Origin of the sequence: Desulfosarcina alkanivorans (assembly GCF_009688945.1) — a bacterium.
Taxonomy (GTDB): domain Bacteria; phylum Desulfobacterota; class Desulfobacteria; order Desulfobacterales; family Desulfosarcinaceae; genus Desulfosarcina; species Desulfosarcina alkanivorans.
On the sequence record NZ_AP021874.1, the window covers coordinates 897180 to 914214 of the forward strand.

The following is a 17035-nucleotide window of genomic DNA, read 5'->3' on the forward strand; positions in this document are numbered from 1 at the left end:
GGGTCGTTGAACACCAGGGACGCCTCCGGGACGCGACCCTGACCGCCGTCATGCCGGGGATGTGCGGTTGACCCTTCATACCGGCCGGTTATCCATCGTTGTGCGAACCCGTTTTCATTTCCAGAATGCGGTGGAAATCTTTGTACTCGCCGACCGCCTGCTGCTGGGCCGATTCCCGAATGGTGTTGAACCGGTCGAAATGTCTGAAAACCCTGGCGACCAGGGTTGCGTCCAGCTCGTCCCTGTCGCTCATGGACTGCAGGACCGCCATGGTGCCTTTCGTGTCCATCCCCTTGCGATAGGGCCTGTCTTCCGTCAGTGCCGTGAACACGTCGGCAACGGCCATGATCCTGGCGCCGAGGGGCAGATCGTCGCCGCCGAGTCCGAAAGGATATCCGGTGCCGTTGAGCCGTTCCTGGTGCAGCGAGCCCCATTGGTTGACCGGGCGCAGCGCTTCGAAGGGTTCCAGGGCCTGGTAGGTATGATACACGTGGGCGCGCATGATGAATTGTTCATTCTCGGTCAGCCGGCCGCGTTTTTCGATGATTTCCGACGGAATGGCCAGTTTGCCGAGGTCATGAAGATAACCGGCGATTTCGATCAGCCTGCGTTCACTTCTTGAAAATCCGGTCACCCTGGCCAGTTCGACGGCCACGGCGGCGACGCCACTGGAGTGCGTGGCCGTAAACTCACTTTTGAAATCGATCAGGCGGCACAGTAGTTTTGAAAATTCTACCAGATCCTGTGCTGACAATTCCCTTGCCGGGAAGGGGACCGTTCTCTTGAGGACGGTCTCCATGGGGTCGGATGCCGCATCCAGCCAGACGTACGCCCGGTGTTTCATGGCCATCAGGGCGTCGACATGCTCGGGGACGAAGACCTCGCCGCTTCGTCTGGAAATGGACGCGCAGATGTCGCCAACCTGGGCCAGGACCGGTTCACGCCCGGAAATCAGGACCGCCACGCGATCCGCCAGGTGGAGAAGGTGGCTGCCGGCGGGCACCTGCACACCATCCTGGAAGGCGCCGCCGCCGTTTTTCCACGGGAGGTGATGAAATTTGATCAGCCCGGCGATGGATGCAAACGGCTCGAACGGCTCGAGGATAAGACAGCCGGCCATGGCGTGCTCTCCGGGCCGGGCATCCTCGAACGCCAGCAGGTCCAGCCGTTCCTGTAACGAAAAGGCGCCGATATCATGAAGCAATCCGGCAATACAGATATCGAATTTGTCTTCATCCGGCAATGCCAGCGCATCCGCCAGCCGATAGGCCCAATAGGCAACCTGCATATGGTGCTGGCCAACGGCTGCATTCATCAAATCAACGACCTTGGCGATGGACATCGCCAGATCGGCAAGGTTCACGCGAAGTCTCTGGTTAAACATGGGCCCTCAATCCGGAATCATCCGTTTCCCAAAAAGTATAGAAATGTTCCCCGGTTCCGTCAACACAAGAACCGGTGATGCCCTTCGGCGACGAGAATCTTTGCCGGAATTTTCAGTCACTATCCTGGCGACACCCTCGACCCGGCGATCCGGCATCCCGGGCGCCGGCATCAGTCAGGATGGGCAGTCCGGATATTCCATCCACTGGTAGCTTCTGCCTGCCATCAGCCGATCAACCGCCTCTCATTGCACCCATCCGCAGATGCTGTATGTTCCGTACAGATAAACGAAACAATCAATCAGCATCAAACCGGCCCGGAGGCGATGCCATGGCCGAAAATAAAACCCAGGATTACTTTGACGGCAACAGTGATGGGCACGTTGACACCCGCGAAGCCAATTTTCAGTGCGAGAACCCGGACAGGCATCTGGGCTGCGACCCGGGCATCGATGTGATGGGTTAATCGAAAGAAAGGTGCCCCCATGACAGAAGTTCTGCTGACCCTTTTCATACTTGGCTGTTACATCAACAGTTGCACCGCTGGACGGCCATCACCGGCTGCCTGTAAAAATCCAGGGCATGATCGACGGCAGCGCTTCGAATAAATGGCCAGTCGATTGATCTAAAGAGCAGGGTATCAGGCAGAGCCGCTAACGGGGCTCTGCCTTTTTGGGTTGTGGCGGACGGGTCTGCCATCCGGTGCATGTCCATGCCCCGGAGTTCGTTTCCGGGGTTCGTTTCCGGGGTGACGGAGCTTGCAAAAAGGGGCCGACGCACCCAAACCTGAGTCGCGCGCTTCCCGTTTTCACAGATGACCCAAACCTCCTGTTCTCATGGAACCGTGTCTGAACTCGATGACAAAAATCTGACCCCCTTACCGGTAAAGGAGCCCGTATGATTGACCTATTGGAAAAAATCGACAGTTTTGTCTGGGGACTCCCGACGATTGTTCTGCTGGTGGGTACGGGGGTTTTTATCACCGGGTTGCTGAAAGTGATCCAGTTCCGCCACTTTGCCTATGCCTGGAAACTGATATCCGGCAAATACGACAACCCGGAGGATGAAGGGGAGGTCACCCATTTCCAGGCCCTGTCAACGGCCCTTTCCGCCACCATCGGCACCGGTAATATTGCCGGGGTCGGAACGGCCGTGGCCATCGGGGGCCCGGGGGCCATTTTCTGGATGTGGGTCACCGCCATTTTCGGTATGGGACTCAAGTACGCGGAATGCCTTTTATCGCTGAACTTCAGAAAAGTTCATTCCGACGGCACCACCGGCGGCGGCCCCATGTACTACCTGGAACATGGCCTGGGTCAAAAATGGCTGGGGGTGACCTTTGCCGTGTTTGCCGCCATTGCTTCGTTTGGCATCGGCAACATGGTTCAGGCCAACTCCGTGGCCGAACCCCTGCTGGACACCTTCGGCGTGCCCAAACTCGTTACCGGGCTCGTCATTGCGGTGCTGTGCTTTGCCGTTATCGTGGGCGGCGTCAAACGCATTGGTGCCGTTTCAAGCAAAGTGGTTCCGGCCATGGCGGTATTTTATATCGTCGGCGCCCTGCTGGTCATTTTCTCTCACCTGGGCCAAGTGCCGGCCGCCTTTGCCCGGATCTTCCACGATGCCTTTTCCGGAACCGCTGCCACCGGCGGATTTGTCGGCGCCGGCGTGGCCCAGGCCATCCGCTTCGGTGTGGCCCGGGGGGTCTTTTCCAACGAAGCCGGCCTGGGGTCGGCACCGATTGCCCATGGGGCGGCCCAGACCCAGGAACCGGTCCGGGAAGGGCTGGTCGCCATGCTGGGGCCGTTTATCGACACCCTGGTCATCTGTACCATGACCGGCCTGGTGATCATTCTGACCGGTGCCTTCACGCTGACCGGTGCCGACGGCACCGGCCTGACCGGCGCGGTACTGACCAAAACCGCTTTTCAGAACGGAATGCCCTTTGCGGGCGGCCAGTATATCGTCACCATCGGCATCATCTTTTTTGCTTTTTCGACGGTCATCGGCTGGTCTTACTACGGGGATCGCTGTATCGACTACCTGTTCGGCCAGAAAGCGGTGCTGCCCTACCGCATCATCTACTGCCTGATCATACCGGTGGGCGCCACCATCAAGCTGTCCCTGGTCTGGACCATATCGGATATTTTCAACGCCCTCATGGCCTGGCCCAACCTGGTCGGCCTGATCTTCCTGAGTCCGGTGGTCGTTAAAATGACCAGAGAATATTTTGCCGACCCCAAACGCGTGAACCCGTTCGGCAACCACTGACATATAACAGAGCGTCCGTCCAGAAACAGGCAAACCGGCCATTTATGGATGGACACGACCGGGGATGGAAAAGTCCTGCTGTCCCACGGCGGCAGGTGGGCTTTGAAGGGGACTCCCGTTCCAACCGCTACAACGGCTACCGGGGATTTCCCGAACGGTTGACCGGCATACCGGCACCCCCCTCCGTATCCTGGAAAGATGCCGGCCTGCCCATGAAAACCCGCATCGATCCTGTTCCATAATGACGAATACTGCAGCTTCCTGAAAACAATAAGGCGCCGGGAGAGGTGAACGGGTGGCAAACACCGGCCACCCCAGTTGAATACATATTAGAAAAAAGGCAGCGCCGCCGACGGGGCGATGCCTTTTTAAGGCGGCGTCGCGGTGCATCGGGCCACCCGCGCGCCGTCAGCATCCGGTTGGTCTTCACAGGCCGGGCATCCCTGCAAGGGGCAGGGCAGCCCCAAATTTGACACCGTGATCCGGCCTGAAGTACCTTCGGGGTATGGGGGAACCGGCCGTGGGGACTGCCCACGCAGGCCGTGTCCGGGATGACCGGCGCATCGGGATGCGCCCCATTTTTTAACGTTATCCTTCCGGGAGGTGAATGTCGGCATGGGAGGCGAGCTGATGACCGGGTGGTGCGGAACCGTTCTGGATGTCAACCTGACAACCGGGTGCATCACCCGTTGCCGGCTGGACAGGGACCTGGCGCGTCTTTTTCTGGGAGGGCGCGGGCTGAATGCCTGGACCCTGTTTGACCGGGTGCCGCCGGGTGCCGATCCCCTGGGGCCTGAAAACGTGCTCTGCCTGGCCCCCGGAACCCTGACGGCAACCTTGCTGTGCCTGTCCAGCCGCCTGCATGTCTCCACCCTGTCACCCTACAGCGGCATTCTGGGGGACGGCAACGCGGGAGGGGCATTTGCCCATACCCTGAAACGGGCAGGGTACGACCAGATCGTCGTCAGCGGTCGGGCCGAGGCACCGGTTTACCTGTGGATCGAGGACGACCGGGCGGCACTGCTGCCGGCCGACGACCTGTGGGGCACCAGTGTGTGGGACGCCACGGACCGTCTGACCGATCGCCACGGCAACCGCACCAGTGTGGCCTGCATCGGCCAGGCCGGGGAAAATTTGGTGCGCCAGGCCTCCACCATGGTGGACAAATACGCCTCGGCGGCCCGCGGCAGCGGCGCCGTCTGGGGCAGCAAACGGCTGAAAGCCATCGTGGTGCACGGCAGCCGGCCGGTAACCCTTCATGACCGGGACCGGTTTGTGTCCCTTGCCCGGGCCGACCGCAAATACCTGGCCACCGATTCGGTGCAGCAGGAGGTGGCCGCCGTATACGGCTCCCATTACGGAATGACCCACTGGTTTCCGGGCTACCGCCATTTCCAATCGGAACTGCCGGCCGACGCCGTCCCCCGTGCCCTGCGTCCCGAGGCGTGGAAACAATACGAGGTGGGCCGCTCGGGCTGCCGGAGCTGTCACATCAAATGCAAGAACATCTATGAAATCCCCGGGGGACGCAGAAAAGGGGAACGCGGCGAGGCCCTCGAATACGAGGCCATTTACTGCCTGGGCACCAACTGCGGCATCGAAGATCCCGTGGCCATCATGGAAATGGAAAACCTGGCGGACCTTTACGGCATCGATGTCATCGCGCTGGGCAACACCATCGCCCTGGCCAAGGACCTGTACCACCGGGGGATCATTACCGATGCCCTCACCGACGGCCTGCCGCTGGCCTGGGAAAATGCAGACGCCCAGGTTGAATTGATACACAAAACGGTGTTGCGCCAGGGATTCGGCAACCTGATCGCCGAGGGACTCTACAGCCTGGCCAGGCACATCGGCCGCGGCGCCATGGACTATTGCTATCACGTCAAAGGGCTCAGCCGCGGCCCCCACCCGCCCGGGTTCTATGCCCTGGCCCACGCCGTTTCCAGCCGCGGGGCGGATCACCTGCGGGGACGGAGCTGGAGTGTGGGCGACAACTCGCCGGAGGAAATCCTCACCACCCTGGTCGATCGGCGCATCCTGACGGACGATCCGGTGCATTCCATCACGGCCGGCCAGCGGGCCACCGCGATCGCCGACGCCATCGGCCGGTGCAAGGGGGCCGTCAACTCGTGGGTCTGCGCGGTGCCCCTGATCTGGAAATCAGCGCTTTGGGACGGGCTGGCGGAACTGCTTGAGGCGGCCACCGGCATCGATTTCAAGCGGGAGGACATCGTCGACACGGCCGATCGCATCCAGGCCGTGGAGCGGGCCTTCAACGTCCGGCAGGGCATCACCATCGCGCACGACGGGCTGCCCCAGAAACCCGAGGTAAAAGAGAGCCCCGAAGGTGAAAAACAGCGCGAGGCCCATTTCCGCATGCTGCGTCGCTACTACCGGCGGCATGGCTATGACCCCGATACCGGCATTCCCCTGACGGAAACCCTGGAGAGACTGAAGATTCCCGATGTCGGCACCCGAATCGCCGCCGACGGTCCCTACCCACCGTGGGATGGCCCGCCGCTTTGGGATCTGGACGCCTATCCCCGTGGGGGAACGCGGGTGTAGGGCGTTGACGATGCCCCATGCACCTTATTGGTAGTTTTCACCTGCCACCATCCGATCAACCGGCTCACATTGCCTGATTCCGGCCCTGCTTTATCTTATACTCAGGTCAGACAGAACGCTGGCCCATTCAAATAAAACAATCAGAGAGGTGATATCATGAGCGAAAATAAAGTGCAGGACTACAGCGACGACAGAAACGAAGGCCACGTGGACACCCGCGAAGCCAATTTCGAGTGTGAAAACAAAGACAAGCACCTGGGTTGCGATCCGGGAATCGATGTTGCAGGCTAACTGAAAGGACGGTGCCCCATGATAGGAATTTTGTTGACGCTTTTCATCCTTGGCTACTTCATCAACAGCTGCATAGCCGGTTGGTCGTCATCAGATGCTTCCTGCAAAATTTAGGGCATGATTGACGGCAGAGCTTCGAATTAACAGGCATATATATTTGTCCGCCTGACCGGGCGGCAGTCAGGGCAGAGCCTCTAACGGGGCTCTGCCTTTTTTGGTGCGCCGGGCTCAAGTGCCCATCCCCGGAAAGTCTGATGTAGCCCTCCGGTTGCGCATTTCACCGCCCCTGTGCGCCAGGCCGTAAAGGCCCTTCGGGCCGGTTTTTTTTGCCACCAGACGCTGTCGTCCCGGAAGCGGCGAAGCGGATATGGGGGATCCGGAAAACCGGTTTCAGGTATAGCGCGCGCCAGCAGCAGCGTTTCCGCATCCTCTCAAACGGTCTTGTAGATCCCGCGCTGCACGTTCTTGATCTTGCCCTGGTTTTTCAGCCTGAAGGTGACGTTGTGAACCTTGCGCTGGTCATAACCGGTCGCCTTCATCAGGGCGGAGGTATCCATTCCCCGCGCCGATTTCAGGAGGATGTCGTAAATAATCCGTGTGGACGGGATCCGCTTGATCTGCTTCACCACGCCATCCACCACCAGTACTTTTTTCCTGGCCGGTGATCGTCTGGCCTTGATGACGGTTGACGGCGCCTCCCGGGCGGGCATTTCCATCCCGGTTGCGATGCGGTCGAGATTGCTGGAAATCTGCTGGATGCTTTTGGCGATGGACCGGAGTGATTCATTTATACCAGTTGTGTTATCTGTGGTTTCCATTTTCTGTATATGCTTTCTCGCTCTGGCGTGCAAAGCGTTATGGTGTCGTTGGGATCCTTCAGGGACCGAACCGCTTCCGGGCGCGTTCATCGGGTCAACGTGACCGGGCTGGGCCGATCGGTTTCAGGGCAGTGCCGATACCATGAAAACCGGTTGTCCGTGAATGGGCGTTATCATGTATAAATTAAGCAGCAGGACGGCACATGTCAAAGATTAAGCCTTTACAATGATTGTAGATCGGAGAAAACGACCCGATCCGGTGGGGGCCGGCCGGGATTGCCGGAAGGACGGGCGGAACTGCCTGACGCCCCAAGGCCCTGGTTCAGGTTCCGGTCGGCGGGATGGGGATGCTTTTGCCAGATCTCGGCCTTGTCATTGATCTGTTCGGACAGTTGATATATAAATATCCGTCCGTGTATGGGGTGCCTGTTGCAACCCGCGCTGCCTGCAGCGTGGATCAGCGGGCGCACCGGCGTTTAACCCGCAGCAACGATCAGGTGACATAGTGCTTGAAGAAGTCGGAAAAATTCTCAGTACACGATGGTTCGATTTCGTGGCCAACTCGATTTCTTCCATCGTGCTGCTCAGGGACCCGGTCGGCGATTGGAACTTTGCCGATTTCAAGGTCGTGTATGCCAATATAACGGCCAGGGCAATGATGCCCCGTGAGGTCGACAACAGCCTGATGGTCGGGGGTGCCGCCCGGATGAATGCCGTCACCAGCCACTGGAAGACCATTCAGCGGCGTGTCGAGGCGGGCGAGACCAGCTTCATCGGCCCGTTTCCCTACACCACGGAAAACGCGGACGGCATCACGGTCCATCTTGAATTCAACGTCATGTACGTGGGCGTGGTTCAGGGCCAGCGTGTTTTCTGGGTCACCACCCTGGACAAAACGGCCGAGGAGTACCGGCGCCGAATGGAAATCGCCGGCCACGCACCGGTAAAGACGCCCCTGGAGCGGCTGTCCGACCGGGAGCGGTCGGTCGCGGAACTCATCATCCGGGGGTTGTCCACCAAACAGATCGCGGCCGAACTGGGCGTATCCGATCGAACCGTCGACAACCATCGCGCCAACATCCGCAGGAAATTGAACCTCACCGACAGAAGCGTCTCGATCTATAACTACCTAAGCAATCCGTCCAATACCTGAGTATTTTTTGAGCATTGCCGGCAAGCCCCCAATTTAGTAGCTAAAATCATTTAAAATCTGATTCGAAATAAAACCGGCCCCGGGATGACCGGGACCGTCACCCGCGCGCTGCGCAGGGCGATGTTGGCCAGGTGCCCAAAAATGAATGACCCATGCACTGAGTCGGGGGACGGGTGAACAGGAAACAATCCATTTTCAAGACGGCCGCCCACCTGTTTGCCACCCAGGGCTACGATGCCACCTCCACCTTGCAGATTGCCAGGCAGGTCGGCGTCACCGAACCCGACGTATTCGATTGCTATGATGGCAAGGACACTCTCTTTGTCGCCATTTTCCAGGAGGCGGCCTCCAGGTATCTGGCGCGCATTGAGTCGATCGACCGATCCGGCCGGACCGCCATCCAATGCCTGGGGGCGCTGATCAGGGCCCACTTTTCCATCGTGGCCGAAGAGCCCGAACTGATGCGCATCTACCTGCGCTCCTGTCCGGCCCGGCTGGACTATCCGGGAAGTTCATGCACCATGACCCTTCGCCACACCCGGTACAAGCTCAAAGAAACGACGGAAGCCATCCTCAGAAAAGGGGCCGCTTCCGGCGAATTCGTCAAGCTGGACCTGGAGGCCGGTGCGAAGTTGCTTGTGGCCCTGTTGGACGGTCTGATGCATCAACAGGTGGAAGGGACCGATAACTCCAATCGGGTGGAACGCGCGGCGCTCGCGTTTTGCCGCAAGGCGCTGGTGTCGCGGGGATGAACTGGAAACCATGGCGTGGTGGCCTTGCCCGGGTGCCGGAAGGCCGGACGCGGTAAAGCCCCTGACAACCCGAAAGCCCCGATGCGGTTCGGACCGGCCCGGCGAGACATTCAGTCCGCGAACGATTTTATGAACATCGGACAGTGAACATCCAACATCCAACGTCCAACGTCGAATGATGTGATCGCTTCGCTCCGCCGTTTGATAAAAAAACAATCTCCCGCAGAGGCGCAGCGACCACAGAGAGCAAAGATGGATCAGGTTGATTCGTTTGATTAGTTGGTTAGTCGTATGGGTTCACTTGATATCCCCATGCAGACCGCGTCAGGGTTTTTGCTGTCTGGGGATCAGGTTTTCCCCGGCCAGATGCGCATGAATCTTCTGGGGAGTGAAGTTGATCATATTTTTAGACAGTTTGTGGAGTCGGAATCCATGCCGGGCCTGGTCATCCAGCTCCGGATACAAAAACCTGCGCATCCTGACAGAAGCCGCCAGGATCACTGTACCCGCTCCTTCAGATTTTCTTTGCTTGTGGATGCGTTTGAGGACCCGGGTTGCAAAACGGCGTCGCAACTCATCCAGATGCTGATCCCGTTTGTCATCATAGCCATGGACACCGCCACCCTGGGGAGCCGCGCCACGCCCGGTTTTGGAATCCGCGAAATTATCCCTGGCCGATTGGATATCGGCGTTTACGAGTTCTGCATGTGGTTTTAATCGGGGTCCGGACTCGATTTTGGGAAACTTCGCCGGCTCGAGTGTAAAAAAACGTGCCGACGCACGGTTCACCACTACAATCAGATTGTCGCTCATCGGGTCCCTCCTTTTTTAAGGGTACATGGGCAGGCAAATGATCGAATAACGGATCAGTGCATCCCAAACTGAGCGTTTCAAATTTTTACAGATTGAATAACCGGTTTTTACAGTTTGCCATTGTGGCTTGCTGCACTTGAAAAAATTGAAACCCGTTGGGATTGCCGATCTCACCGCATAACCGGTGTCAGCTGGCATCCCGCACAGGCGACTGCAGATAAATGCCGGCTTCCCCGGTTTTGCGGCAAGCTTGACAATCGCTCAGTTTGGAGCCTGGCAGGATGCATCAGCATTGGGATGAAATATCACCGTAACATTAATGGGCAAATGGGGATTCAGGTGTAAAATGGGTGAATGTGAATCAGCATCGACGGCAAGGCAAGCGTATACCAGTATTTCCCACCACTGTTTCAAGTTTAGTTTTAACTGATTTACACTGTCAATATCATTAAATCACGTTTTTATGGAAGCCATAACAACCGGCCTTATTAACCGGCCTGTTTTGGCCTGAAAGATTAAGATTCAGAACCACGGAACACAGCGGATACACGGAAAAATAAATTAATTGCAGTGAATTATGGCCACTCAATCCGTGAACGACTTTTCGAACCGTGAACATCGAACGTCGAATGATGTGATCGCTTCGCTCCGTCTTTGATAAAAAAATCTCTCGCAGAGCCGCAGCGCCCACAGAGAGGAACACCGGTAATGGTTGGGCTGATGCCCAAAAAATAAACGATAAAAAAAGAACCAAACATTATCCCTACAACGTTACTTATGAATTTTTAATTTGTAATTTCTCCCAAGGTCTGCCATACTACGCAACAACCCTTTAATAAAGGAGGCAGACCATGCTACCAGTCACGCGGTGCGACGAACACCTTTACCCGGTTCCAAAATTCGATCTTGGGAAAGGCGATGTTAAAGATTTTATGAATGAACTCAAAGGATTTCACGAACAGTTCTACGATTGTTTTCAACGCAGCGAATCCAGAGAGCACTTTCTAAAATTTATGGCCGGACAATTCAGCCCGCTTGAGCGTAAATCCATCGAGCCTATCGCGCTGGCCGTGAAAGATGGCAATGTCAGGGCGATGCAACGTTTTGTCAGCGATGCGCCATGGGCCGACGATAAAATATTAACCAAGTATCGTAGTTTTGTTAACGATGACCTTGGTAGTCCTGACGGTGCCTTGATCTTCGACGAAAGCAGCTTTGTTAAAAAGGGCCAGGACTCTATCGGCGTGGCCAAACAATACTGCGGAACCATCGGAAAAGTCGAAAACTGCCAGGTTGGCGTCTTCGCCGCCTACGTATCGGAAAACGGATATGCAATGGTCGACAAGCGGCTATTTCTCCCCGAAAAATGGTTCACCGACGATTACATCGAGCGCCGGAAAAAGTGCAATCTGCCTGAAGATACGGTTTTCCTGACTAAACCCCAACTGGCTGTTGAGATGCTCAGCGCTGTCAATCAAGAAAACGTCCTGCCTTTCAAGTATGTGCTTGGCGATTCCATATACGGGATCAGCCCTGATTTTATCGCCGCGGTTGAGTCCTTGCCGGACAAAACCTACCTCGTATCGGTTCCCAAAGATACACGATGCTGGCTGAAACGACCGATGACCATTACCCGATCGTATCGCTGGGGTGGGAAAACCAGGACCAAGACGCTTTTGGTCGATCCTGATAGCAAACCGTTGACCGTGGAAGAACTGGCCCGGAACATCAACGATTATTTTTGGTATCGTCGGCAGGTGTCCGAAGGCACCAAAGGACCCATCGTTTATGAGTTTACCCGTCGCCGGGTCATCCTGTCCGCTGAAGGGCTTCCTCAGAAAACCGTATGGCTGCTAATCCGACGTAGCCTTGGCGATGATCCGCAATACAGTTATTTCATCAGCAATGCGTCATCGAGCACGAGGCTGAAAACACTCGTATGGCTCAGCGGCCTGCGTTGGGCAATCGAGCAGTGTTTTGAGGAGGCCAAAACCGAGTTGGGCATGGATCACTACGAGGTGCGCAAGTTTCCTGGATGGCAGCACCACATGCTAACGTGCATGCTGGCCCATTTTTTCCTCTGGCACCTGAAAATCAGGATGGGAAAAAAAAGCGCCATCTATTACGCTGTCGCAGCTTAAGATCCTTATCAAACTCATTTTGCCAATGAAACGGCACACGCTTGAAAGCCTACTCGAACAGGTTGCTTGGATACAGGCCCGGAACCATCAGGCCTACTTGTCACATCGAAAAAGACGCATGCGTGAAATTTTCAAAGAACACTAAGTTACGTTGTAGGGTTATAATGGTTCGATTTTATAATTTTATGGTGCGTGCTGGTGTCTTGGCCAGGACTTGACCGTGGGGTCGTTCAAGGAATCGGTAAAATCTTCTCACTTCTAAGGAATTAATCAGAACTGGGTCGTTTTTCGTAGGAGCGGCTTCCAGCCGCGATGCAATGGGATGATCGCGGCTGGAAGCCGCTCCTAGTGCGCCCGTGAGCGCACGATGTCAAAGAGGTGCAAGTCCTCTTCAGGCCTATCGCTCTCCGGGCCTGTAACCGAAGGTAACTGCGTCGCCGTGAGGCGGGGTGGGAAGCAACCGGAGGTGAACGACCAGTCCGTAGGATGACGAACTCGATTCGGCCGGGCGTTGCCGGCGAGCCTGCTTGGAGAATGGCGAAGCCTCTACCCGAAGAAAGGGGACCTGCCGAGCTAAGGGGTAGCGTGTTAAAGCTGGGACAGGGGGACGTCAGGTGGTTGGAGATGGAATGGTCGGAAGGCGTCGTGGGTAAAGCGGGGAGACCTGTCTGTGGGGTGATGTGGACAGGAGTCAGAGCCTTCATAGTACTGCAGCGGCGACTGTCGTGAGAAGCGCGGAGAGCAAACCCGTGCCGAGGGAAGGGAGGCAGGAAGGTGGATGTGTGAAATCCAGTAACAGGCAATGCACAAGCTACGTGTCGCCAGTGTCCCGTCGCGGCGGGAGTAAAGATCCACACCCAGAGGGTGTGGCTTTGAAAAATCCCCCCATAGGGGGGACAAAGCCCTGCCCCCCAATAGGGGGCGGGCCGTGGGAGTTGCGCCGCCGTTATGATCCCTAATCGATCAGCTGCAACTGTTCCATTAACTGCTCTTTCTTTTCCTGGTAGCGGACATACTTGCGTATCATGTCCGCATCCAAGCCCACTGTGTCAACACAGTAACCCTTGGACCAGAAATGATTGCCCCAGTATACCTGCTTGCGTAGATGCCGGAACTGCCGGAATATCCGCATCGAGCTTTGCCCTTTCAACCGCCCCATCAATGTGGATATCGCAAGCTTGGGCGGAACCATCACAATCAAATGAACATGGTCTGGCTGCACGTTCAGTTCCACAACTTCGCAACTGGAAAACCCGCATATTGCATGAATACTGGCTTCACAGGATTCCTTTATTGCGCCGGTCAATACCCGATAGCGGTACTTCGGAACCCATACAATATGATACTGGCAATGCCATATCGTGTGTGATAACTTACGGAATCTGCTCACTGCTCCCTCCTTACGTGTCGATGTTGCGGCAACAACTCGATGTAAGGATAGCAGTGAGCGGCCTTTTCGGCCATTCCCATCCGGGACCGGCATAGCCAGTCCCCTATACCCCACCCAAAGGGCGGGGGTTTCTACAGCGATCTAATGTTGATTCCCGCAATCAACGGAAGACAATTTTCGGATTAAATTGAAGAGTTTTCGAAGTTTTCAAATTTACTGGAACTTTGTTTATATCCACCGGTTTTCAACGACTTTCCACCGTTGGTCGGACCTCTATTAGGGTGCGCTACGCGCTCCAATCTTATGGGTTTTTCAAGGCATGGGCAGGAAGGCTTGAATAAAATGAGGGGAGCAGCATTTCTGATTTGCTACTCCCCTCTGGGCATTTTATTCAATGCCTCCTGCACCCGGCTATCCCTTGACAGGTTGCTCCCCAGCAGAGCCTGTCTCCGTTTCACCGGGCAAACCGTATCGAATCGGATTAAAATTTCATCTTTTTCTGCTGGCTTACCACAGACAACTCATCCGTTAATCGGTTGAGCACATTTAAGATGGCGGCCAATACAAGCGCCTCCAGTTTTTGGCGGATATCTTCGGCGGTCGGATGGGATGGCATATCGACTCCTTTCCTAAAATATTTCGGATGCGGCAAGCCGCACATGTTCCGCGTTGACAGTTTTTTCATGACCCATTGCCGCGGCAACCAGGGCACCGCGAGCCAGGTGGTTGGCTTTCCTGAAGATGCCGCCCGATCCTTGGTGGATGGCCGTGATAGCATCACCTTCGAACAGCATCCGGTCGATTCCGGCAATGGTCAGATGATGCTGAAGATAGGTTTGCATCTGTTCTTTTTTGGAACCGATGAAATGGCTTTTGGCCACCACCCGCGATGCCAGGGGAAGACAACCCGGATATCGCAGGTTGTCGATCAAATGAGTTTGTCCGGCCAGTACCATGGGCAGGTAGGGTTTTGAGTCCATCTCGAACTGACACAGCGTATGCAGCTCCACGAAGACTTCCAGACGGAGCAAAGAGGCTTCATCGATGACCAGAACGACATTTTGTTTTTTCCCGTGGATCAATTCCAATACTTCTCGTTTGATTCCATCGGTCATGGCCGCACGGGAGGTCCCGGCAGGTTTCATTCCCAGTTCTCCCATGATCAGGCGGTACAGTTCCAGGATGGAACCGGACGTGGCTGTGACGTAGACCAGCTTGTACTCGGAAGGATGCAGACCGTTTACCAGATAACGGATGGCTGTGGATTTACCGGAGCCGATCTCACCGGTGATCAGATAAATCGCCCCTAACCCCAAACTGTAATCGAAACGGTTCTTCGCTGCCGCCAGTTGATCCGTTTCAAGTATATCCGTCACCGCGATATCCGCCGTGAAGGGCTCTTTCTCAAAACCGAAGAACGGCAGATACGGCGTATTCATTTCCATAGACCGCCTCCCTGATAATCCGTCTTGTGGGCCGGTTCGAGTTGGGTATTGATGTTCTTGTCCCGCTTTACCCGGCAGTTAACATGCAGATCCACGGGAACCAACAATCCGTGGGACTTCCGATTGAAAAACACCTCAGCCGTTTTCGGTTCGCTTTCGTGATACAAAATCAGCACCCGCTTGCCGATCAATACCACCGGGGCTTCGAACAGGTTGCCGTTGAGTGTGACGGTTCGATCCTTTGCGACGGTTCGGTATACGGCGGTGCGAAAGTGATCGTTCAGGTTCTTCGGTGCCGTTCGGATGCAGGCAAGGTTTTTGCTGAACCGGTTAAAGGGCGTCATGCCGGTGGCGCTGTGAATGCGTTGGTGATAGGCTGTATCGAGCCAATGGGCAAACGACTGATTCAATCGTTCCAGGGAGGAAAGATCGGCTGCAGGTAAAAATCCACCGCGAACGGTTTTGAAGAATCTCTCAATTTTGCCCTTGCCCTGGGGCTTGTACGGCCTTGCATGAATGAGGGCGATGGCCAGTGAGGCACAGGTAAATTCGAGTTTGCGGCTGCGATAGGCAGCGCCGTTGTCCACGTACAGTTTTCGCGGCAATCCTCGTTTGGAAAGTGCTTTTTCAAAAGCATCCATGAAACTGGCCAGGTTCTCCGACAGGTAGAACCCGCCGTAAACGATCAATCGGGAATGATCGTCGATAAAAGCGATCAAATAGCTTTTTCGCATTTTCTGATCGACCACCACCTTGGGTCCGTGCATCACATCGCTTTGCCAGATGTCGTTGACCAGCTCGGCTTCGTACTTTCTTCGATCCTCCGGTTTGGGGGATTGATCCATCAACCCGTGTCGGTGAAACAGCCGATAGAGGGTGGAAAGACCAAAGCTTGCAGGAACAATTGTCTGGCGTTTGAGACTTTCCAAAAGCATCGGGACTGGCGTTGCCATCTGGCTTTGTCTAGTGGCAAGGACGATGTTGACTGTTTCTTCGTCCAAGTTTCGGGATCTACCCTGATCGCCTCTTTTCCCGGGATACAGCGATTCGATACGGCCGTTGCTTTTTTGGTAACGTCGAATCCAGCGATAGATCGTATTTTCGCTGATCCGTGTTCGGCTGGAATAGGGAATGACCCATTTGCGCTCGCACTTCTCCCTCAACAGTCGCCGTTTCTCGCTTCTGGTCAGGTTCGTCGTGCCGACAAACTCGTGAATGACCCCGAACCGGAAAACAGCGACGGTCTCATCCTTTTCTTGTGTCATACAAACCTCCTTTTTTGTGTTTCCCCTAGCTTTAAACCATTTCTCACGGTACGGGGAGCGCACTGTTCGGTAGGTTTGTCGATGACGGAAAGAACTCCGGATTAGATGGTCCGACTGACAGGTGTCCGGCCCATATTCAGGAATAGGGAAAAGGCGGCAAGCAAATCGGTTCCGATCCCGAAACAGGCCAGGGCTTTTCGTTTCAGTGCGGCCAGCCAATGGCGCTGCCGGGATGTAGACAACTTCGAGTTCCATCTGCCGCTGGATAGGCGTTGCTTCAAACAATCGGAAATTGTTAAAATCGGCACCTGGAAACGATTAAAATAACCTTCGGGCTTCATTTTGATAATGCAATTACAGTCCGGGCAACGGTATCTTCGAAGCCATACGCCAAAAGCAAATCCATCAAAATAGGCGAGTACGAAACCGTGTCCCCATATTCGGGTTGAACCACACCTGGGGCATCCGCGAGGTGTTGGCCAACAAAAATTGCGTCCCTGTTCATCAATATCCTTGAGTTTTACACAAACGGAAAGTATCATCGGACCATTCTTTGTTGGGGTCGATAATACGACCCGGTTTTCTGGGGTGCTCCGGTCTGCCAACCGTCACCCCTTTTCTTTATCCATAAAAAAAGCCCCCTTGCCGGAGGCTCATCTAATTCGAAAATTCTTTTCCGTTTGTCAACGATTGTGATTATCTTGCCGGTTACTCCACCCTCGATCCCGCTAACCTACACTAAACAA

The 17035-nt window shown here is 55.6% G+C and carries 15 protein-coding genes; 8 read left to right on the forward strand and 7 right to left on the reverse strand.

What is annotated here, in order from left to right:
- Nucleotides 1-88: 88 nt before the first annotated feature.
- On the reverse strand, nucleotides 89-1384 hold the full coding sequence (locus tag DSCA_RS04035; protein WP_155315210.1) for an HD-GYP domain-containing protein: 1296 nt from the start codon (nucleotides 1382-1384) through the stop codon (nucleotides 89-91).
- Nucleotides 1385-1713: 329 nt separating this feature from the next.
- On the opposite strand from DSCA_RS04035, the gene DSCA_RS32860 reads away from it, so the two are divergent.
- The 5 genes from DSCA_RS32860 to DSCA_RS32865 all read left to right on the forward strand — a co-directional run bounded on the left by DSCA_RS32860 (nucleotide 1714) and on the right by DSCA_RS32865 (nucleotide 6512).
- Nucleotides 1714-1848: a hypothetical protein gene (locus tag DSCA_RS32860; protein WP_269434643.1), complete on the forward strand. Its 135-nt coding sequence runs from the start codon at nucleotides 1714-1716 to the stop codon at nucleotides 1846-1848.
- Between the two features lie 431 nt (nucleotides 1849-2279).
- Entirely contained in the window at nucleotides 2280-3653 is a 1374-nt protein-coding gene (locus tag DSCA_RS04040) for an alanine/glycine:cation symporter family protein (protein WP_155315211.1), read from the forward strand.
- A gap of 44 nt (nucleotides 3654-3697) precedes the next feature.
- Nucleotides 3698-3895: a hypothetical protein gene (locus DSCA_RS04045; RefSeq protein ID WP_155315212.1), complete on the forward strand. Its 198-nt coding sequence runs from the start codon at nucleotides 3698-3700 to the stop codon at nucleotides 3893-3895.
- Between the two features lie 373 nt (nucleotides 3896-4268).
- Nucleotides 4269-6221, forward strand: coding sequence for an aldehyde ferredoxin oxidoreductase family protein (locus tag DSCA_RS04050; RefSeq protein WP_231716371.1), 1953 nt, complete (start codon nucleotides 4269-4271; stop codon nucleotides 6219-6221).
- A gap of 156 nt (nucleotides 6222-6377) precedes the next feature.
- Complete coding sequence (locus tag DSCA_RS32865; protein ID WP_269434644.1) at nucleotides 6378-6512, forward strand: hypothetical protein; 135 nt, start codon at nucleotides 6378-6380, stop codon at nucleotides 6510-6512.
- 431 nt (nucleotides 6513-6943) lie between these two features.
- On the opposite strand, the gene DSCA_RS04055 is transcribed toward DSCA_RS32865, so the two are convergent.
- Nucleotides 6944-7330: a hypothetical protein gene (locus tag DSCA_RS04055; protein WP_155315213.1), complete on the reverse strand. Its 387-nt coding sequence runs from the start codon at nucleotides 7328-7330 to the stop codon at nucleotides 6944-6946.
- Nucleotides 7331-7835: 505 nt separating this feature from the next.
- Here DSCA_RS04055 and DSCA_RS04060 point away from each other — a divergent pair.
- Nucleotides 7836-8483, forward strand: coding sequence for a LuxR C-terminal-related transcriptional regulator (locus DSCA_RS04060; RefSeq protein WP_155315214.1), 648 nt, complete (start codon nucleotides 7836-7838; stop codon nucleotides 8481-8483).
- Nucleotides 8484-8656: 173 nt separating this feature from the next.
- The gene (locus DSCA_RS04065; RefSeq protein WP_155315215.1) at nucleotides 8657-9235 is read left to right on the forward strand and encodes a TetR/AcrR family transcriptional regulator; all 579 of its coding nucleotides are present in this window, start codon (nucleotides 8657-8659) and stop codon (nucleotides 9233-9235) included.
- A 324-nt stretch (nucleotides 9236-9559) separates the two neighbouring features.
- Here DSCA_RS04065 and DSCA_RS04070 read toward each other — a convergent pair whose 3' ends face one another.
- The gene (locus DSCA_RS04070) at nucleotides 9560-10048 is read right to left on the reverse strand and encodes a host attachment protein (protein WP_155315216.1); all 489 of its coding nucleotides are present in this window, start codon (nucleotides 10046-10048) and stop codon (nucleotides 9560-9562) included.
- 851 nt (nucleotides 10049-10899) lie between these two features.
- On the opposite strand from DSCA_RS04070, the gene DSCA_RS04075 reads away from it, so the two are divergent.
- Nucleotides 10900-12189, forward strand: a complete 1290-nt coding sequence (locus DSCA_RS04075) for an IS701 family transposase (RefSeq protein WP_155315217.1) — start codon at nucleotides 10900-10902, stop codon at nucleotides 12187-12189.
- A gap of 955 nt (nucleotides 12190-13144) precedes the next feature.
- On the opposite strand, the gene tnpA is transcribed toward DSCA_RS04075, so the two are convergent.
- The 4 genes from tnpA to DSCA_RS04090 form a co-directional block, all read right to left on the reverse strand.
- A complete protein-coding gene (gene tnpA / locus DSCA_RS04080) occupies nucleotides 13145-13579 on the reverse strand; it encodes an IS200/IS605 family transposase (protein ID WP_155315218.1) in 435 nt (144 codons plus the stop codon).
- A gap of 481 nt (nucleotides 13580-14060) precedes the next feature.
- A complete protein-coding gene (locus tag DSCA_RS32870) occupies nucleotides 14061-14195 on the reverse strand; it encodes a hypothetical protein (RefSeq protein ID WP_269434622.1) in 135 nt (44 codons plus the stop codon).
- 13 nt (nucleotides 14196-14208) lie between these two features.
- Complete coding sequence (locus tag DSCA_RS04085; RefSeq protein ID WP_197904692.1) at nucleotides 14209-15024, reverse strand: ExeA family protein; 816 nt, start codon at nucleotides 15022-15024, stop codon at nucleotides 14209-14211.
- Nucleotides 15015-16289, reverse strand: coding sequence for a DDE-type integrase/transposase/recombinase (locus DSCA_RS04090; protein ID WP_155314545.1), 1275 nt, complete (start codon nucleotides 16287-16289; stop codon nucleotides 15015-15017). The genes DSCA_RS04085 and DSCA_RS04090 overlap by 10 nt, the downstream gene beginning before the upstream one ends.
- Nucleotides 16290-17035 lie beyond the last annotated feature (746 nt).